Origin of the sequence: Haloarcula rubripromontorii (genome assembly GCF_001280425.1) — an archaeon.
Classification (GTDB): domain Archaea; phylum Halobacteriota; class Halobacteria; order Halobacteriales; family Haloarculaceae; genus Haloarcula; species Haloarcula rubripromontorii.
The window spans coordinates 602,138-620,032 of record NZ_LIUF01000002.1; the positions used below are offsets into that span (position 1 = coordinate 602,138).

Annotated in this window: 24 protein-coding genes; 11 read left to right on the forward strand and 13 right to left on the reverse strand. The window is 62.9% G+C overall.

The genetic code is table 11. The features are described from left to right. Window positions 1–24: 24 nt before the first annotated feature. The 5 genes from AMS69_RS08250 to AMS69_RS08270 all read right to left on the reverse strand — a co-directional run bounded on the left by AMS69_RS08250 (window position 25) and on the right by AMS69_RS08270 (window position 5,520). Complete coding sequence (locus AMS69_RS08250; protein WP_053967585.1) at window positions 25–993, reverse strand: terpene synthase family protein; 969 nt, start codon at window positions 991–993, stop codon at window positions 25–27. Between the two features lie 417 nt (window positions 994–1,410). Continuing rightward, window positions 1,411–1,710: a HalOD1 output domain-containing protein gene (locus AMS69_RS08255; RefSeq protein WP_053967586.1), complete on the reverse strand. Its 300-nt coding sequence runs from the start codon at window positions 1,708–1,710 to the stop codon at window positions 1,411–1,413. Window positions 1,711–1,809: 99 nt separating this feature from the next. After that, window positions 1,810–4,263, reverse strand: coding sequence for a bacterio-opsin activator domain-containing protein (locus tag AMS69_RS08260; protein ID WP_053967587.1), 2,454 nt, complete (start codon window positions 4,261–4,263; stop codon window positions 1,810–1,812). Between the two features lie 90 nt (window positions 4,264–4,353). Continuing rightward, entirely contained in the window at window positions 4,354–5,016 is a 663-nt protein-coding gene (locus tag AMS69_RS08265; RefSeq protein WP_053967588.1) for an HAD family hydrolase, read from the reverse strand. Between the two features lie 42 nt (window positions 5,017–5,058). Continuing rightward, entirely contained in the window at window positions 5,059–5,520 is a 462-nt protein-coding gene (locus AMS69_RS08270) for a bifunctional nuclease family protein (protein WP_053967589.1), read from the reverse strand. A 294-nt stretch (window positions 5,521–5,814) separates the two neighbouring features. On the opposite strand from AMS69_RS08270, the gene AMS69_RS08275 reads away from it, so the two are divergent. Both AMS69_RS08275 and AMS69_RS08280 read left to right on the forward strand, forming a co-directional pair. Continuing rightward, on the forward strand, window positions 5,815–6,306 hold the full coding sequence (locus AMS69_RS08275; RefSeq protein WP_053967590.1) for a hypothetical protein: 492 nt from the start codon (window positions 5,815–5,817) through the stop codon (window positions 6,304–6,306). Between the two features lie 81 nt (window positions 6,307–6,387). Next, window positions 6,388–6,699: a hypothetical protein gene (locus AMS69_RS08280; RefSeq protein WP_053967591.1), complete on the forward strand. Its 312-nt coding sequence runs from the start codon at window positions 6,388–6,390 to the stop codon at window positions 6,697–6,699. A 53-nt stretch (window positions 6,700–6,752) separates the two neighbouring features. Here AMS69_RS08280 and AMS69_RS08285 read toward each other — a convergent pair whose 3' ends face one another. Together AMS69_RS08285 and AMS69_RS08290 are read right to left on the reverse strand one after the other, a co-directional pair. Further along, window positions 6,753–6,989 (reverse strand): hypothetical protein, encoded by a 237-nt coding sequence (locus AMS69_RS08285; protein ID WP_053967592.1) that lies wholly within the window; start codon window positions 6,987–6,989, stop codon window positions 6,753–6,755. A 4-nt stretch (window positions 6,990–6,993) separates the two neighbouring features. Then, on the reverse strand, window positions 6,994–7,383 hold the full coding sequence (locus AMS69_RS08290; RefSeq protein WP_053967593.1) for a prefoldin subunit beta: 390 nt from the start codon (window positions 7,381–7,383) through the stop codon (window positions 6,994–6,996). A gap of 269 nt (window positions 7,384–7,652) precedes the next feature. Between AMS69_RS08290 and AMS69_RS08295 the strand changes: the two genes are divergently transcribed. Continuing rightward, entirely contained in the window at window positions 7,653–7,955 is a 303-nt protein-coding gene (locus AMS69_RS08295; RefSeq protein ID WP_053967594.1) for a hypothetical protein, read from the forward strand. Between the two features lie 13 nt (window positions 7,956–7,968). Here AMS69_RS08295 and AMS69_RS08300 read toward each other — a convergent pair whose 3' ends face one another. The 3 genes from AMS69_RS08300 to AMS69_RS08310 form a co-directional block, all read right to left on the reverse strand. Continuing rightward, window positions 7,969–8,286: a hypothetical protein gene (locus tag AMS69_RS08300; protein WP_053967595.1), complete on the reverse strand. Its 318-nt coding sequence runs from the start codon at window positions 8,284–8,286 to the stop codon at window positions 7,969–7,971. Between the two features lie 129 nt (window positions 8,287–8,415). Continuing rightward, window positions 8,416–8,925: a hypothetical protein gene (locus AMS69_RS08305; protein WP_053967596.1), complete on the reverse strand. Its 510-nt coding sequence runs from the start codon at window positions 8,923–8,925 to the stop codon at window positions 8,416–8,418. Further along, window positions 8,922–9,224 carry a UPF0175 family protein gene (locus AMS69_RS08310; RefSeq protein WP_004957605.1) on the reverse strand — a complete coding sequence of 101 codons (303 nt, stop codon included), beginning with the start codon at window positions 9,222–9,224 and terminating at the stop codon, window positions 8,922–8,924. The genes AMS69_RS08305 and AMS69_RS08310 overlap by 4 nt, the downstream gene beginning before the upstream one ends. A 156-nt stretch (window positions 9,225–9,380) precedes the next feature. On the opposite strand from AMS69_RS08310, the gene AMS69_RS08315 reads away from it, so the two are divergent. Further along, window positions 9,381–10,217, forward strand: a complete 837-nt coding sequence (locus AMS69_RS08315) for a pantoate kinase (RefSeq protein WP_053967597.1) — start codon at window positions 9,381–9,383, stop codon at window positions 10,215–10,217. A 62-nt stretch (window positions 10,218–10,279) separates the two neighbouring features. Then, window positions 10,280–11,008 (forward strand): DUF2103 domain-containing protein, encoded by a 729-nt coding sequence (locus AMS69_RS08320; RefSeq protein ID WP_053967598.1) that lies wholly within the window; start codon window positions 10,280–10,282, stop codon window positions 11,006–11,008. Window positions 11,009–11,029: 21 nt separating this feature from the next. On the opposite strand, the gene AMS69_RS08325 is transcribed toward AMS69_RS08320, so the two are convergent. Next, a complete protein-coding gene (locus tag AMS69_RS08325) occupies window positions 11,030–11,671 on the reverse strand; it encodes a hypothetical protein (protein WP_053967599.1) in 642 nt (213 codons plus the stop codon). A gap of 35 nt (window positions 11,672–11,706) precedes the next feature. Then, window positions 11,707–11,931, reverse strand: coding sequence for a hypothetical protein (locus AMS69_RS08330; RefSeq protein WP_053967862.1), 225 nt, complete (start codon window positions 11,929–11,931; stop codon window positions 11,707–11,709). A 75-nt stretch (window positions 11,932–12,006) separates the two neighbouring features. On the opposite strand from AMS69_RS08330, the gene AMS69_RS08335 reads away from it, so the two are divergent. The 3 genes from AMS69_RS08335 (at window position 12,007) to AMS69_RS08345 (ending at window position 12,812) form a co-directional block, all read left to right on the forward strand. Beyond that, window positions 12,007–12,315: a 50S ribosomal protein L37ae gene (locus AMS69_RS08335; protein ID WP_053967600.1), complete on the forward strand. Its 309-nt coding sequence runs from the start codon at window positions 12,007–12,009 to the stop codon at window positions 12,313–12,315. A gap of 26 nt (window positions 12,316–12,341) precedes the next feature. After that, a complete protein-coding gene (locus AMS69_RS08340; protein ID WP_004517024.1) occupies window positions 12,342–12,476 on the forward strand; it encodes a DNA-directed RNA polymerase subunit P in 135 nt (44 codons plus the stop codon). Between the two features lie 84 nt (window positions 12,477–12,560). Continuing rightward, window positions 12,561–12,812 carry a KEOPS complex subunit Pcc1 gene (locus AMS69_RS08345; RefSeq protein WP_053967601.1) on the forward strand — a complete coding sequence of 84 codons (252 nt, stop codon included), beginning with the start codon at window positions 12,561–12,563 and terminating at the stop codon, window positions 12,810–12,812. Between the two features lie 45 nt (window positions 12,813–12,857). On the opposite strand, the gene AMS69_RS08350 is transcribed toward AMS69_RS08345, so the two are convergent. Next, window positions 12,858–13,460 carry a metal-dependent hydrolase gene (locus AMS69_RS08350; protein ID WP_053967602.1) on the reverse strand — a complete coding sequence of 201 codons (603 nt, stop codon included), beginning with the start codon at window positions 13,458–13,460 and terminating at the stop codon, window positions 12,858–12,860. Window positions 13,461–13,535: 75 nt separating this feature from the next. Between AMS69_RS08350 and AMS69_RS08355 the strand changes: the two genes are divergently transcribed. The 3 genes from AMS69_RS08355 (at window position 13,536) to AMS69_RS08365 (ending at window position 17,808) form a co-directional block, all read left to right on the forward strand. Continuing rightward, window positions 13,536–14,177, forward strand: coding sequence for a hypothetical protein (locus tag AMS69_RS08355; RefSeq protein ID WP_053967603.1), 642 nt, complete (start codon window positions 13,536–13,538; stop codon window positions 14,175–14,177). A gap of 17 nt (window positions 14,178–14,194) precedes the next feature. Continuing rightward, window positions 14,195–14,800, forward strand: coding sequence for a hypothetical protein (locus AMS69_RS08360; protein ID WP_053967863.1), 606 nt, complete (start codon window positions 14,195–14,197; stop codon window positions 14,798–14,800). 236 nt (window positions 14,801–15,036) lie between these two features. Continuing rightward, complete coding sequence (locus tag AMS69_RS08365; RefSeq protein WP_053967604.1) at window positions 15,037–17,808, forward strand: PAS domain-containing protein; 2,772 nt, start codon at window positions 15,037–15,039, stop codon at window positions 17,806–17,808. Window positions 17,809–17,895 lie beyond the last annotated feature (87 nt).

Consider the following 17,895-nt stretch of genomic DNA (forward strand, 5'->3'; position numbering starts at 1 on the left):
GGATGTGGACGCAGTACGCTGTGATTACTTGTACCCGCGGCTGGCTTCGTGGTACTGGAACACTGTTTCCATGCCCCGAACCAGCGCGTCGAGGTCGACACTGTCCGTTTCGAACTCGCGGTCGCGAACGGACTGGTAGATGTCGGCCCACCGGTCCCGGAACTTGGCCTCGAACTGTTCGGCTTTGATTTTGTCGATGAGTTCGGCTTTCCCGTCAGGATCTTCGAGTTCCTCGGGCGTGACGAATCCTTCCTGAAGGGCCAACACGACGATTCCCGCAGTGTAGTCTCCTTCCTTGACCTCTCGTTCCCATGTCGTGAGCCAGTTGCCGATCCGGGCCATCTCCTGTAGGTCCCAGATGAGGTCCCGAACGGTGCCGTAGTCAGCGAGTTCGAAATCCGGCGAATACATGAGGTCAACAGCCGCGTAGGGGAACATTACCATGTTATGTGCCCCATAAGTTTCGGCCCCGCTGAGGTTCGCAATCCGGGGGTTCTCGTTGACGACCGCGCTGTAGTCCATCGCGTTCAGCGTCTGTCGCATATCGTACGTGAACACGTCGTAGAACTCGTTGACGCGCGGCGCGTCGGTCAGCCCCCCCTCGAACTCCCGCCAGACGCGCTCGATAAAGGAGAAATATTCGTCACTTACCGCCGCACGGCTCGGGTCCACGGCTGATGGGTCCTGAACGAGTCGTCGGGCCTCTTCGAAGGTGTCCCGGTCCCCGTCGTTCTCGACGATATCATCCAGAATCGTGACGTACATCGTGAGTATCGTCTTCTGTGTCCGGACGTGGTCTGCGTGGTCCGGATGGACAGAGGAGAGGGTAAACTCGGGGAACAGCGAGTAGATCCACTGCCAGAGGAACCGATCACGCTCACCACAGACCCGCTCGTACTCGTCTGCCAGCTCTGCAACCCGGTCCGGAAGGCTTGTTGTCCGAACCTCTTCGAGAAGGCTCTGTGCATCAACCGCAGGGGACTCGACGCTCATCGTGACTGCCCCCTAACGCTTGCATCCTGCATCCCGGCACAGTCGGTCGAATAATGACCGATTAACTGGAGTTTTGCTGGTTCTACTTTTTCGGAGTGAACGGTCACTGCCTTGGCGCTCTTGCCCGACTGCGAGCCGGTTTCGATCAGTGGGTGTCCGACATCCATACATCCGAAAGGCAAAGTTGAGCTTATAGTGGTACTGACGCGTAGCCTGCTAGTAACATACTATTAACAAGGTATTTGGCCGGTTTTAATCCGAGTTACGTACCAGTTTTTCAATTGCTACCGAAAAAGAAATATCTGCTTACTGAAAAGTGGTGCTGATGTACAACTCAGAAAAGAAAATAAGGTGATAATAATCCGCCTGTCAGCGGGACGATGCACAACATAAAGTGCCAGCAGAACAGCCGCCGGGTTACGCTTCGAGTCCGGTTGCAGCCGAAATGTCACGAGACGGTGTCACAAGCACTGAGCGGTTCCCCTCGACTTCGATGCGGCAGCCGGCCATACTGAACACCACCAGCCCGTCAGGACTCGGAGTCCCATCTGTGTCTGGGCGAAACAGCCGGTCCAGCGCATCAGGATCGATACAGTCACTGATTCGATCATCGAGGTCGACGGGGTCGACACCCAGCGTGTCAGCCACGGCGTGGACGATGGTTTCGCTCAGCGGTTCGTTGGGTGTCGGTCTGTAGACCAGTTTTGCCTGGGACATTGTTCGTCGCTGTTTGTGGTTTATTCAGTGATTGAAAAGGTGATTGTGGCTATACAGATACAGCTCGGTTGACTGGCCACTAACAGTATAGCGACGGTGTCAGCTATCGCCGAACACGAGCTCGAGCAGCTTTCGCTCGCTGACGCGGAGGTGCCGGTTGACCGTCGGCTGTGACACGTCCAGACTGGACGCGATTTCCTGCCCGGTCGTCTCTCGGGGCCAGTCGAAAAAGCCACTCAGGTACGCCGTCTGGAGGACTTCAAACTGTCTGTCTGTGAGTTGCTCTTCCAGCGCCGACCGGACTGTCCCGTCTTGCTGACTGTCAGACTGTGCGCTGTCACGGCGCGCGATCAGCGCAACGTTGGCGTAGCGCTCACCGAACTGTTCGACGAACTGCCGGACATCGGTTTCACCCGAAACGACAACTGTCACCGTGAGACCGCCCGTCGACGTTCGGATCGATTTCAACCGACCGCCCTGCTCCAGTAGCGTCCCCGCGACGGTCTGGCCCGTCACGACGACCTCGTAAAGCCCGTCCAGTTGGTCGGTCGAGATCGATCGCGCGGTGTCGACACGGGCCATCGATAGCAGCTGTTCCTCGACGACAGCCGGGTCACAGTCCGAGACAGCGAGGAAGAGGCGGAGTGCACCGTCGCCTCGCTGTACAGCGCCTTCACAGACGACAGAGACGCCGAGCCGGTCCGCGAGCTGGGTCAGGAACGACTGCGGAGCAGACAGTGATAGTTCGAGTTCGACGGTGCCGTCGCCGGCCCGACGCTGCCGGGATTCGACCTCTCGTATCGCATTCGCGATTGTCTCACCGAGTTCGGCGAACACCTCTTGGAGCATCTCATCGAACCCGTCTTCTTGGTCGGCGTACACCGTCAGGACGCCGTAGACGAAGTCGTCGTACTCAAGCGGGATACTGAGCGCCGACTGGAATTCGCGAGAGAGGGCCTCGGTCCGCCAGTGGTCGCCCCGGAGGTTGTCGGCCACTGACGGGACAACAGTCATCGATTCGGACTGTGCAGTCTGGACGGCCGGCGGTCCGCCATCGCGTTCGAGTGACAGCGAGATGGCGTCCAGATAGCTCGCGGTGTCGCCTGCCCACGCCCGGGGGACGAGTTCCGTCGCATCCTGTCGGCCGAGCCAGGCGAAAGAGAACCACTGTGAGTCGGCCAACTGGTCACACACCGCCTGTTCGATCTCCTCGGTAGTCTCCGCTTCGACGAGTACCTGGTCTATCCGGCGGATGATTGCGTTGACCTGCTTGAGCCGACGTAGCTCGCGGTTCTGTTCGCGGCGTTCGGCCTCGCGTTCTCGGAGCGTCGTCTCGCGGTCGACGCGTGCGAGTGCAGCTTCCGCGCTGGCGGCGAGCAGGTCTACCATTTCGCGCGTTCTGGCGTCGCTGTGTTGCTCGCCCAGTTCGATGTAAAACACACCGTGGTCTTCGAGCGGGAGACAGAGTCGCGTCGCGTCCGCCATCACCGGTCCCGCCCCGAGGTCGATGGGGTCGCCAGCGGCGACTTCGGCTGGACTGTCCTGTACGAACACGTCCCACACCGTGCTATCCCCCGGTCCGATAGACGCGCTTCGATCCGTCTCGACGTCGCCGACGCTTCGAAGGGTGTTGTCACTCCGGTCGAACAGATAGATCTCTACGTCGGGCAACTCCAACACGTCGACGGCAGTGTCGAGTATCTGCTCGGCCACAGCCGTCTTCGTTTCCGTGTGTAGCAGCTTCCGGGTCGACTCGTGTAGCGCCGCGAGCGTCTCTTCGAACCGCTTCCGGTCCGATATGTCACGGACGACACCGACCTGCCGGTAGCTCCCGTCCTCGCGGTCGTACGTCGTGAACTTGGTTTCTATCGGAAGCGTGTCCCCGTCAGCAGTTCTGAGGTCCGTTGTCAGTGTCCCCACGTCGCGCTCACCTTCGATGAACTGCCGTGACATCTCCGCGGCCTCCTCGATGACGGATTCGTCCGCCAGCAGCGTCGCGTTCGACCCGACCAGTGTGTCCTTGTCGTAGCCGGTCATCGATTCGACGGCGCTGTTGACCGTCTGCATCGTGAACGCCTCATCAAGTGTGTAGATGCCGTCTTCGATGGTCTCGACGATCCGTTCGTACTGTTCGAGCATCTCCGTCCGCTCGTGGCGTTCGGTGATATCGTGGACGATACCCAGATACAGGTCCTCGCCGTCCCACTGTTGCGGTTCGAACGCGATTTCGACCCACCGCTCGGTGTCGCCGGCAGTACACGACGACGTCAGCGGTGTTTCCGGTGACTCACTGCAGTGGGTACCGAGATCAACGTCACGCAGATCCGGGAAGAACCCATCTATCTGGCATCCAAACACGTCCGACGGGTCGGAGTCAAGGAGCTCACAGAGGTGATCGTTCCCGGTCCGTATCTCCCCGTCCGCGGCGACGACGACCACTGGCTCGGGCATTCGCGCGGCGAGCGTCTCCAACAGCACAGGGGGGGACTGCTGTGCCGGTGTGTCAGGTGCCGCTTGTTTGTCCTCATCCGTTCCACCGACCGGCTTCTCCATACCGTTTCACGGCACTTGCCATGGGAAAGGTTGCTTTCAGTATACGTACCAGAACGCGATACCTGTGTATCTGTTAGGTCCGGATACGGCTCAGTCGCTCCCGGCGATCCGAACCACGTCTTCGAGGCCAGACACGTCGTGGTCCGGTGTCACGTCGAATTGCGTGTCGACCCTGTGGGGTCGACGGATGAACGCCGAGTCGATGCCGGCCCGGTGTGCCGCCTCGATGTCGGATGCGTTGTCGCCGACAAACAGGGCGTCGCTGACGTCGAGGTCCGCCATCGCCCGCTCGATGTAGTACGGCCGCGGTTTCTTCCGCCGAAGGCTCTCGACTGTCGGCTCGCGCGCCCAGACGGTGTCGAAATAGTGGCCGATGTCGAAATGTTCGAAGGCGAAGGCGACGGTCTCGCGCTGGTTCGAGGAAACCACGCCCAGCGGGCAGTCAAGTCGGTCAAGCACGGACACGTCGGCGTAGGGCTGTTTCTCGCCGGCCCGGATAAGCGCCTGCTGCACCGCGGTCAGGGCCTCGTCACGAGCCCGGAAGAACCGCTCGGGATCGATGTCGTACTCCGTACAGATGTCGGTGAGTTCAGGCACTGTCACGCCGATGCTCATCGCCTCGACGTGGGCTGTCGACGGCGAGACCACCCCCAGCTCCTCGAATGCCTGCCGTGCGCCGACGTAGTGTGCATCCATGTCCGTCAGCGTCAGCAACACGCCGTCGTTGTCGAAGATGACCGATTCGTACCCCATCACCCACTCAGAGGGGGACACACGCAGAAAGCTTTCGCGTGCTCACAGCCCGAGATCCTCGCTGTCGCTTCCGCCCTGATCGAACTGCTCCGGCGGTCGCCCGGCTTCGTCGATAACGTCACCGGTTACCACGACCGGGCAATCCACTCGCAGGGAAATTGCGATAGCGTCCGATGGGCGGGCGTCGAACACCATGTCCTTCCGTCGGTCATCGGTGTACTGCTCCGCGTCAATTTTCCCGTAGAACGTCCCGTCGGCCAGGTCGTCGATACGGACGCGGTCGATGGCAGCCCCGAACTCCGTCACCATCTCGACCAGCAGGTCGTGGGTGAGCGGGCGCTCGAAGGGCTCGCCGGCCATCGCCAGCTGCATCGACTGGGCCTGATCCTTGCTGACGAAAATGGGGACGATCTCCTCGCGCGCCCGGAGCAGCACGACCGGCGTGCCGCCTCCCTCCTCGCTGACGCCGACCCCGACCCCTTCGACCGTGGCATCGTGTTCCATGGACCAGTGTTAGGCTCGCGGGTATGAAAAGCTACCCCGGCGGCGGTTTCAGGAGCTGTTCTGTGTACATTCCCTCGCCGACTGGACCGGCAACACGACGCGCACGCTAGCCATCTCATCCGGTAGTCCGGTTACAGTGTGACTGCGCTATGAACGGGCGTCGAATCGGAATTAAACCGAATTAAAACGGGCGGTAAACCATTCAACTCGGACAAATTCGCCTTAATTCGCGTTTTCCGCTTCCCTCCTTCATATGCCACTGGGCCAGAGAGCCAGGCGGAGGCAACGATCACGATGAAACTCACTACGATTGCCGGCGGCCTGCTTGCCGTGCTCGTCATCACGGGCTCGGCGGCGGCACTACCCGGCGCAGCAGGCGCACAGGCCGATGATCGCGCGGACAACGCACAGGCGACCAACGCTTCTGAGCAGGCAGCGAAGGAAACGGCGACCGCTGATGAGAACGAATCTGGCAGCGGTGCCGAGGCGGCTGACCGACGCGGCCCGCCCGCTGACGCCGGCCAGGCAGGCGACCAGCGCGGCCCGCCGTCGGACCTCCCCGGACAGGTCCCTGACTTCGTCAGCGAGATTCACACGCTCATCGAACAGAAGCAGGTCGGCGAATTCACCGGGGACCTGGGCGCACAGATAAGCGACTTGACTCCCGGTGACGAGAGCGATGCGGCTGAGAACGATAGCGTTGACGCGGACGACGTTGATGCGGAGTCGACTGACGAGACGGCTGCGGCCGACGACCAGTCCACTGACGACGACAGCGACGCGTAATCCTTCCCCCTGACCTGCCGGCGCTCCACAGACGACTGACCAAGCGCGGTTTTTTTGCTTGCTGACCTCTGAGTGGTGTGTATGGATGACACCGCCGAGTCCAGCGTCCGCGCCGACGACGGAACTGGTGACCGCACGACAGCGGACCTGCTTGCGGGTGACGAGGACTCGTCGGGCGAGATGAACCGGAAGCGGGCCCTTCTGTTTGTCTCGCCGTTTCTCGCTATCGGGCTGTTCGACCTGGCCCTGCTGCTTGGCTGGGGGCTGGACCCGCTGTGGGGATTCATGATTCTCCCGCCGATACTGTTCGTCTCGGTGCTCGGCTGGATCGCGTTTCGGACCGGATTCGCGAGCGACCGGACCGGGGATCCAGCCCTCGATAGCCACGACTGACGGTTCGCGGCGTCGGGAGAACACCGAGTGACTGCCCGCGCCGGTGCGGGTGCCTATTCTTCGAACAGGTCGTCGACGGCAGCCCGGGCAGCGAGGGCGGCGTCGTCCGCGACCTGTGCCTCGTCCTGACGACTGTCGGGCGCGTTGACGTACACGTCGACGTTCAGTACGCCGTCTTCGAAGGTGACAGTCACGTCGAGGTCCTCGACTGCGCCGACGTCGTACCGAGAGAAGACAACGTCTTCGGCGGCAGCCGAGGCCGTCTCGACGACCTCATCATCTGTCGGCATCGCCTTATGCGCCGCCAGCGCCGGGGCCGCCGGCCGGACCCGCGCCGCCTGCGCCGCCGAGCATCTGCTGGAGCTCGCTCTGGAGGTCTTCGAACTGCTCCTGAACACGCTCTTCCTGCTTTTCGAGCGTTTCCACGCGGACTTCGAGGCTGTTAACCTTCTCTTCGAGGTCGTCCTGTGCCTCGTCGAACTCGGTCTTCACGAGGAGTTCGCCGACCTCGCGGTACATGGTCGCGTCCTCGTCGATGTCGTCGAGTTCGTCGAGCGCCGTCTGGGACTCCTGGAGCTCTGTCTCGGCCTGCTGTTTCTGTGCAGCGACCTGCTGTGCTGTCTGCTGAAGGTCCTGCAGTTCCTCGAGCTTCTCCTGTGCTTCAGGCGGAAGATTACCCTGCATACCTTCAGAGTTGGGAGCCGGAGTGTTAAACCCATGCATCTAGCTCCGAACGTGGGTATCGAAACCCCGGCAGGCTCAGGGTCCGACTCGTCCGATATCGACGTAGAACGTCCGAACCGGGGGCAGAGTCAGCCCCACGCACCGATAGTAGAACGATACGGGACACAGAGATGGACAAAGTCCTGAGAGCATGGCGGTATGGCGGTGTCTGAACAACGCCCCGAGAGGTGCGGCGTAACACGTTTGCGTCTCACAGCCCTGCCTACGGTATGTCCCATCCATCACCGGAGACAGCCGCTGATCCGGACGAGTTGGTCGCTGCACTGCCGGACCCGCCGGCACCGTGGCAGCGGAGTGACGCAAACGGCGGTATCGTCGAGTATCGGATTCCGGACGACGACGGCGTCTGTGCTGCGGCCAAACTCGTCGTTCGACCCGAGCTTTTCGATGCCAGCGCGGTCCGGGTCGATAGAAAACAGGGGTGCAAAGACGTCGGAACGGGGCGCTATCCAGATATCGAAAGCGCAGTCAATGCTGTTACCACGGAACTAGTCGCCGCGGTCGGCGAATAGTTGTCGCGGCTAGCTACGCCGGCCCGTCGGTCAGCCCGGCAACCGTGGTGTACAGTCCGAACGTCGAAATGATTGTTCCGGCGAGTTGTGTCCCTGCAGTGGCGAGAAAGCCGACATCCGTGTACAACAGCGGGGCGAGCATGAACCAGCCGCCAAAAATCGTCGTCAGGACAGCCGGTGGTAAACTCGGCTCGCCGGTCACGCGGAGCAGTTGGAGGTTTCGAACGGTGAAGACGAGTCCGAGAAGCCCGCTCGAAGTCACGCTGCCGGTAAACGCGGCGGCCGAGCCGACGACGATCGGGAGCAGCGCACCAACGAGACAGCCCAGCACGCAGAGACTAGCCGAAGCCACGAGAAACTGAGGTGCGGGTTGTTCTGACACGGCAGACAGTACGGACGGTGTTTAGTAGTTCCTTATCCCAGCATAGATGGGCTGACACCAGTCCGGCTCCGATCGGCCCTACGCAACCTCGCCGACGGCTCGCTCCCGTAGCTCACCAGTCAAATGCATCCCGTGCTGGTCGATGCGCCTGACGATTCGCTTTGCCTGGGTCGGTTTGAGGTACTTGTCCTCGATAGCGGCCCGGACTACGACGCCGAAACTGCTCGTCACTTCCGCGCCGAGGCCCTGCGCCATCCGGCGGACGGTGCGGTCCTCAGAGACGACAGCCACGGCGGAGCGGTCGTCGCTGTCGCGGTGGGCTAACACGCCAGCGAGTACCGTCACAGCGGCTCCAAGTTCGGAATCGCCGAGCAGAGAGCTGGCCTGGTCGATGTGGTCCTCGTCGACGCCGGTGTCGATACCGTTCTCGCGGTAGTCGGTCAGGTTCGTCGCGGTCGGTTCGACCTGCACCTCACCGATGACTGGCTCTGGGATGACGATGTCGCCGTCAAAGGCATCCAGCAGCGACAGCTCTCCCACCTGCCCCAGCGAGTACAGCGATGTCGGCCCGACGTAGATGCGAGTCATAGCTCCGCGGCTGTGTCGGCATCGAGTTCCAGATCGGAGAGTTCGAGCTGTGTCGTCAGGTTCCGCTCGCGGGCCACGTCGAGCCACTCCGCGATAGAGAGGTCCGCAAGCTGTGCGGCTTCGGCCGCCGACACGTCGCCGGACTGGTACTGCTCGACGGCGACGCGGAGTCGGAGCGTCTCCAGTCCCTCCCGGAGGGCCTTTCGAATCGTGGTCGATCGGTCCTCGGAGAGCAACTCGGCGACATCATCCAGTTCGGCTTTCTCTTCGCTCGGGAGTCGGGCGCTTATCGTCGGCATGTTTGCACAGTCATCCGCCGTAAACGCACATCAAACTACGGGTCGGAGAACTGCCTGTCGGTCTCCTGATACTCGACGCAGAGAGAGGTCGCCGGCCAGTGAGGAGAGAGCGGCCGATCACCAATCCTTAACGCCACCGGGTCCCACGGAGAGGCAATGAGCGACGAAGCACACGCGTTCGTGCCCGGCCACATTACCGGCTTTTTTACCGTCGACCGGGGCGACGACCCGATTGAGACCGGCTCTCGCGGAGGCGGGCTAACCCTGTCTGATGGCGTTTCTGTTACTGTCAGCCGCGGGCCGGAGACCGAGATAACGCTGAACGACGAGGAAATCGAGGTCGAGGCTGTCGAGCGAGTGCTTGACGCCCTGCGGACGACGGCGACCGTCACTGCCGAGACGCCGCTCCCGCTCGGGTCCGGTTTCGGCGTCTCCGGCGGACTGGCGCTCGGCACTGCGCTGGCGGCCAACGCTGCCTTCGGTCACGGGCTGTCGTACAACGAACTGGTGACTATCGCCCACGGCGCGGAGGTCCAGTCCGGCTCGGGCCTCGGCGACGTTGTCGCGCAGGCCCGGGGCGGCGTGCCGCTCCGCCTCGAACCCGGCGGGCCGCAGTTCAATTATCTCGACGCTATCCCGGCCCGCAGCCGCGTCGAGTACGTCACGCTCGGCGAGCTATCGACGGCGGACGTGGTCGGCGGCGACACGGAGACGCTGACGGCTGCCGGCGAGCGCGCGCTCTCTACCGTCGTCAAAGAGCCGAAGCTATCGACGTTCATGCAGGCCGCCCGGCAGTTTTCTCGCGAGGCGAACCTGCTGACGCCGGAGGTCAAGGCGGTCATCGACGACGTGGCCGAAGCCGGCGGGGACGCCGCGATGGCGATGCTCGGCGAGACGGTGTTCGCGCTCGGCCCCGGGCTCTCCGACGCAGGCTACGACGCGACCGTTACCACGGTCTACCCGCCCGGGGCGACCATCGAAGACGAGGCCTGACGTAGCGAGCCGGGAAACCGGCGAACCGTCTCGCTTATCAGCGCGGACCCGTAGCCACAGCTATGGACTGTCGGCAGTGTGCCACGCCGCTTGACCGGCCGGGCGACTACTGCCTGGTCTGTCACACTGCCAATACGGACGCCGTCGTCCTCGAACTCGACCGCGAGCGGGCGACGGTGACCTCGCTGCTGGACGGGTCGGTCGTCGGTCAGCGGACGGTGACGACGACGCCAGAAGGCGAGGGGAGTGACGAGGCTGTCGTCGTCGAACTGCGGAACTTCGCCGGCCTCGTCGCGGACGAGGTCCGGCGCAAACGGCCCGAGGAGGTGTACGTCACGGGCGACCGCGATGTCATCGCCGCCGTCCGGCCGCAACTGCACTACGAGTTCTTCCGCGTCGAGGGCGAGGACCCGGTCCAGCGAGTCATCGACCGGCAGGGCGAACCCGCGCTGGAAGTGGTCGACGCCGCGCCCGCGGAGAAACTCGGCGGGAGCCACTCGACGCTCATCGGCGGCCGGTCGGGCCAGCGCGTCATCCAGACCGTCGCCGGCCACCCCCACGTCAAGAAGGTCATCCCCGGCCCCATCGACGCCGGCGGCGCTAGTTCGCCGACGGGCGTCCGGGCGAAGGCGACCCGCGCCGACGCCAACGGCAACGTCCGGGTGCTCATCCGCGACGGCTCTAGCGTTCAGGAGAACCGCGTCGTCACGACGGCCGGCGACCGCGAACTCGGTGAACACGTCCGTGCCGACCTGAACGAGGCGCTCAGAGAGGCCGAACTGCAGGAGTAGCACCCGCGCCAGGACCGGTAGTCACGCTATGACAACACCAGCAACGAGCATCGCGGCCACCGCGACACCGACGACACCAGTCCGGTGAACAGCCGGTAACGCCGTTCGGACATCGAGAAGCATCGGGAGCGCATGGAGCGCGCCGAGGGCCAGATAGCCGGCCGGCGCGACCAGCGGGAACGCGACCGCCCCGATGGCCAGCAGACCGAGTCCGACAACGCCCGCACCGAGGTAGCCGCGGCCGCGCACGGGCTGCCCGGCTCCTTCGAGGACGCCGCCGGTCCAGCAGTAGCCGACGGCCGTCGCTGCGACCCACGCGTACCAGAACGCCAGTTGCCCGGGAACGACACCGAAGAGGCCAGCGACGGTCAGCGCCGCCGCGGTGGTGTTGACCGTCCCCCAGGCGAGCATCGCGTCGGAGAAGCGGACCGGGTCGGGCGCGTGAAGCACCGTCAGCCCGACGAAACCGCCGAGTATGACGGTCCACAGCGCCGACGCCAAGAGCGCGCCGTCGGCGTGGCCCGACCACACAATCGCCTGCGTGCCGCCCCAGCCGACCAGCCCGGCCGCCGCTCCCGAGAGGAGGAACTCCGAGGCCGTGAGCCGCCCGCTCGTGGCTGGCGCGACCCGTTGAAGGCGACTGCGGAGTTCGTCGGCGGCCATCGACCGATGGTTTGCCCGCCTCCCCCTTGAGTGCTCTAGGCTAGCTCTGCGGCCAGCAGGAGGACGCTGGGCGCGACGAGCAGGACCAGACCGACGAGTAGCAGCACTGCCGGCACGACGAGCAGTCCCATGTCGGTGAACAGCCACAGCCCGAGCCCGCCGAGCAGTGCGACGAGACCGACGAATCGAACGAGCCACGTAACGATACCCTCGAATCCGGAATCCGCGACGAGGTCGACGACGTCGAGTATCTCGTCCATGTCGGTCGGCCGTTGCCGGCGGGACGTGTTAATCCCTGTGGCCGTCGGCCGGCCGGACCGCATCTCGAAGGCCTTATGTGGCCGCTCGGCGGACAACAGACCACTATGGCTAGCAAGAGCGGAAAGACCGGCAGCTCGGGCCGTTTCGGCGCTCGCTACGGTCGCGTGTCCCGACGCCGTGTTGCGGAGATTGAATCGGAGATGAACGAGGACCACGCCTGTCCGAACTGCGGCGAGGACCGCGTCGACCGTCAGGGCACGGGTATCTGGCAGTGCGGGTACTGTGACTACAAGTTCACCGGCGGCAGCTACAAGCCGGAGACGCCCGGCGGCAAGACCGTTCGACGCTCCATTCGGGCCGCACTGTCCGAAGACGAGGAGTAAAGGACCTCCGTCCCTATCTTTCAGTTATGAGCTACAAGTGTTCACGCTGTAAGCGCGACGTGACGCTGGACGAGTACGGCGGCGTTCGCTGCCCGTACTGCGGACACCGCGTCCTGCTGAAGGAGCGGTCCCCCGACGTCAAAGAAATAAACGTCAACTGAGGCGGTCGGTTCGCGGCCGACTGCGCCACGTTACACGCGGCTTTTCTGGGGCAGTCCTGCGACCGATGCGAGACCAACCACAGTATGACTGCACCACATCAGACCCACCTCACCGCCGAGTACGACAGCGCTGCCCAGGCTCGCGCTATCGAGCGAAGTATTCGTCCCGAGATCGACGATATCGAGGGCGACCGGACGACAGCGCGGCTCGGCCGGGACGGACAGCGAGTCGAACTCACGGTCGCGGCGACCGACCTCGTCGCACTGCGGGCGGGTATCAACACGTGGTTGACGCTACGCGGCGTTGCCGAAGACGCTCTCGTAGGACGGAAGTGACGAAAGCAACGTGGAAATGACCGACGCCGACCGGACAGCAGGGCGTCACTGCCGGTAGCGGTCCGGGACGTGGGCCGCAATCGATTCGGGAACGTTGCCGAACACAACCGGTGCCAGGGCTGCCAGCCGACGACGCAAGAGGCCATATGTCGCGCCGGTGAGGAGGGCCGCGGCGACGACCCACCGGAACGGCCCGTCCAGAACGACGAACAGCGGCGCGCCAACGAGTACCATCAGCCCCACGTCTGCGGGTGACCCGTCGTACAGTATCCATCGCTTCGGCGACCGCCATCGGCCGCGGACGTGGTCGTACACGGCGCGCTCGGACGTAGCCTCCCACGGACGGAGTTCGAGGCCGCCGCCGTACCGGTCCATCCGGCAGTGGAGGGCAGCGGCCATCAGAACGAAGGTGACCGCAACGAGGAGTGGTGTCTGGAGAATAGCAGCGAAACCGGCACTCGGGAGCGCCGCGAGCGTGTACCCGCTGGGGTAATGCAGCGTCCGCCGGTGGCCCGAGTACAGGTCGAGGTCGGGCAAGACGCCACCGACGAGACCGCCTGCGAGCGCGACCGCGGCGTGGTCCGGCGCAAGGACGAGCAGCGGTGTCGCAATGGCGAGCCCCGCTATCGCGTGCGTCGGCAGCATCATATACCTGTATAAGGGCCTGTCGACGGTATAAGTACGTCGCTGGGTTTATTCGCTGTCGTACCCCACTTGGATGCAATGACGGATGGGTCCGAGCGTCCCGACGGGAGCCTCGGGAACATCGACCTCGACAACACGTTCGAGACGCTCTTCCGCGATGGGCGAACAAACGCACTCATCGCGTGGCTGCTCGTCGCTATTCTCACGGCTGTGTTCGTCGAAAGCGCTCTCGATGTCGACTACCAGTGGATACTACTCGTCGGTGTCGTCGGCTTCGTCGTCCTCGTGCCGCCGGTGGCGTTCCGCGAGTGGCGTGTCATGCTGCCGTGGGAACTGCTCTTTCTCGCCTGTCTGCCAATCCTGGTCCGCGGCCTCGTCGGAGGCACAGTCGGGACCTTTGCGACGTATCTCTCGCTGGCAGCGCTGTCGCTGCTCGTTATCGTGGAACTCCACATGTTCACTGAACTGGAAGTCACACACTGGTTCGCCGTCTGTCTCGTCGTCCTGACGACACTCGCCGCCGTGGCAGCTTGGACGGTGTTCCGGTGGAACGCCGACCGGTTTCTCGGAACGACGTATCTCACGACCAACGAAGCGTTGATGACCGAGTGGCTGTACGTCACCCTCGCTGGCCTCGTCGCGGGTGTGTTGTTCGATGGCTACTTCAGACGGCGGGACCGCCGCCTCTGGCGTGTCATCCGACGGATGGTGCGACGATGAGGCTGCCCCGACCGTCGATTCAGAACCAGCGGCGGATCACTCACGCGATGCAGCTCGTCTTGCTTGCGCTGGTCGGCTACGGCATCGTCGCCGGTCAGCCAAAGCCGATTACGAACGGCGGTATTGGCCTGCTTGTTACGTTTCTCCCCGCGGTGATGCGGCGAAACTACAATCTGGCTCTGGACCCGTGGCTGGCCCTCTGGATCACGACCGCGGTGTTTCTGCATACGCTCGGTTCGGCTGGACTCTACGGTCAGATCGGCTGGTGGGACCACCTCACCCACGCGATGTCGGCCTCACTCATTGCTGCGTTCGGGTACACGACGGCCCGGACCATCGACCTCCACAACGACTCGATACACATCCCCAAGCGCGTCTTTTTCGTGTACATCTTCGTCGTCGTCCTTTCGTTCGGGGTGATCTGGGAACTGTTCGAGTTCGCGCTCGATATCGTCGCCACCGAAACAGGAGTCACGATGCCGCTGGCGCAACACGGCCTCGACGACACGGTCCGGGATACGATGTTCAATTCGCTCGGGGCGCTGCTGGTCGCGGCGTTCGGACAGGCCCATCTCACTGATGTCGCCGAAACCATCCGAGAACGGCTGTTCGTTGTCGACTGACGCTGTGTCACCGGATTCGATGGCCGAAGTGCTAGCTAGGGTAGCTGTGGTGGCCGACCACAGTACGCCATCGGCCCGACCGACTTCTCTTCGATAGGCCACACCGGAAGTTGCGTGCTATCCCCAGCCGTCCAGTTATCGCGGCCACCTTCCAGTTGATTAGTTGTTGTGTAAAAGCTGTCACCGCCGAACAGTTATTACCCCTCAGTAAAGTGGTTGAATAGCATACCAGGGTGATGATTGGAAACGACCTCGACGACGTCGCGGTTGCGGGAGCGAGACAGGCCGACGCTGCCAGTCGAGTAATCGAAGTCGTGTATCTCGATTCCGAGCCGACAGCACGGGAGCAGATACGTGAGGGACTGGCGGACCACCATGCTGATATAACGGTGACGAGCGTGGCAACGACAGATGCCGCGTTAGAAGCCGCCGCGTCGACGGATGTCTCCTGTCTCGTCCTTGACCCGGCTGGACTGGGCGATATCCCGGCCGCGCTGGTGTCGAACGACCGCTACCCGGTCGTCCTCTACACCGACGCCACTGCGACGGATAGCGCCGCGGCTGTCGTCGACGATGCGGAGACGGTCGTCACGAAACAGGGAGACGAACAGCTAACGTTTCTGGCAGAGAAAATCGTCAGCATCGTATCGGCGTCAGCCGACCGGACCGAGTCCGCGTTCCGAGATGCGCTGTCCGGAATCGAATCGCGCGCTGAAGCGAACGAGATCGCTGTCTTGCTGGCGGATGACGGAACGGTACACTGGTCGAGCGAATCGGTGTCGGTGTTTGTTGACTCTCTCGACGACACCCACAGGGTCGAGTGCTTCTACGATGCTATGCAGACAGCACTTCCCGATACGTCTAGTGGCCGTCGACAGTTACAGCGGCTCCAGAACGCCTCGACTGAGCCGGTTGCCATCCGGGTTCCGGGGAGCGACCGCGATCAGTACCTCCTCCGACGCGAACACGTGCTACCGGATGCCGCGGGCGGACATACGCTCGTCCTGCTGCGAGATATCACTGACACTGCCCGGCGTGATGCCCGCACGGCGCTGCTCGATCTCATGGTCGAGCAGGCACAAGACGGGCTCTACACGCTCGATGAACGCGGTGTCATCGACTTCTGCAACGAGTCGTTTGCGGCGAACCTCGGGTACGAGCCGACCGAACTGTGTGGCAAACACGCTTCGGAAATACTGGCACCCGGTGAACTTTCGAAGGGGCAGGCGACTGTGGAAACACTGCTTGAAGCGCCCGAACAGGAGAGTACGACTGCTGATCTGACGTTTCGTCGGAAAGACGGTACTGAACGGGTGGTGTCGATCAACTACAGGCTGAATCACGACGAAGACGGCAACTACTGTGGGCTGATCGGCGTCGCTCGGGATGTCACGGAACGCCGTGACCGCGAGCGCGAGTATCAGGAGATGACGGAGCGATTGAACTTCGCGCTTGAGGGCGCGGAACTCGGCGTCTGGGACTGGAACCCCAAAACCAACGCTGTCACCTTCGACGAGCGATGGACCGGAATGCTCGGTTACACGACAGACGAACTGGAGCCACACTACGAGACGTGGGCCGACCTCGTCCATCCGGATGATCTCGACCGGGCGGAACAGGCACTTGAGGCACTGAAGTCCGGGGAGACCGATCTGTACGAGTGCGAATTCCGGATGCAGACGAAAGACGGGGACTGGCGATGGATTCGGGACATCGGCAAAGTGTTCGAGTGGAACGACGACGGCGAGGCGATCCGGGCCGTCGGAATCCATCAGGACATCACCGACGAACGGAAACGTCAGAATGCAATCGAACGCCAGCGCGACGAACTGGCGACACTCAACGGGGTCAACATGGTCATACAGGACCTCATTCACGCGTTAGGTGGTGCCGCGACTCGCCACGAAACCGCGAAGACGGTGTGTGAGCGCGTTGTTGAATCCGACCTCTGTGAGCTAGCGTGGATCGCCGAGCGAGCGGGCGCGAACGACAGTCTCGTCCCGAAAACGGTAGCCGGCGACGATGCCGGTTGTGTCGACGATCTCATCGGTAGTGACGGCAACAACCGAGCGCTGTGTGAAACGGCCCTCGTGACAGGCGCGGTCCAGACGATACAGGACTGTGGTGACCCGACTGCATTCAAGCAGTGTGGGGCCGCGGCTCGTGAACAGGGATTCAAATCCGCCGCAGCGATTCCACTGGTGCAGGGGAACACCGTCCACGGCGTTCTCTGTGTGTACGCCGACCAGCCAGCGGCGTTCAGCGGCCGAATAGCCGATAGTTTCGCTGTTCTCGGTGAGATGGTCGGATACACGCTTGCTGCGGTCCAGAACAGACAGCTCCTGTCTGACGACGCCGCGCTTGAACTGACATTCGAATCAGAACGCTCTGATATACCGCTTGTCTCGGCAGCGAATGCGTACGGATGCCGACTCGAAGTTATCGAGTCTGTCGAGACCAAGCCGACGCATCTGCTCTATCTCTCCGTACACGGAGGGCCGCCCGATGCAGTCGCTGCGCATCTCCGTTCGCATACGGAGGTCCTCGGTTCGCGGGTCGTCCGTTCAGACGAGGCCAGCGCCGTTGTCGAGCTTCAGGTGACAGAAACCGTCCAATCACTGCTGCTTGATGTCGGTGCCCGCTGCCGGACGATAGTTGCGGATGACGGGACGCTCTCTATTACTGTCGAGGCCTCGCCGGATGCCGACTCCCGGGCGATACGGGACACAGTCTCTGACCGGATGCCAGGGATCGCGCTGACGGCAAAACACGAGCGTGAACAGCCAAGCGACATACCTGACGCCGAGACAGACCCTCGGAATCACCTGACTGAGCGCCAGAAAGAAGTCCTCAGAACGGCCTTCCTGACGGGCTACTACAGCTGGCCACGGGAGACCAACGCCGAGCAACTGGCAGAGCGGCTCGGTATCGCGTCACCGACGCTTCATCAGCACCTCCGGCGGGCGCAGCGGAATCTCATCGATGCTGTGTTTGAAATGGAGTCCTGAGCCGCGGTGAGACCGTCAGCGAGCGGGGCTGGCGCGTTCGACGGGTGCCTAGCTATCTAGGTACAGAGTTAATATAGGATAGCGTTA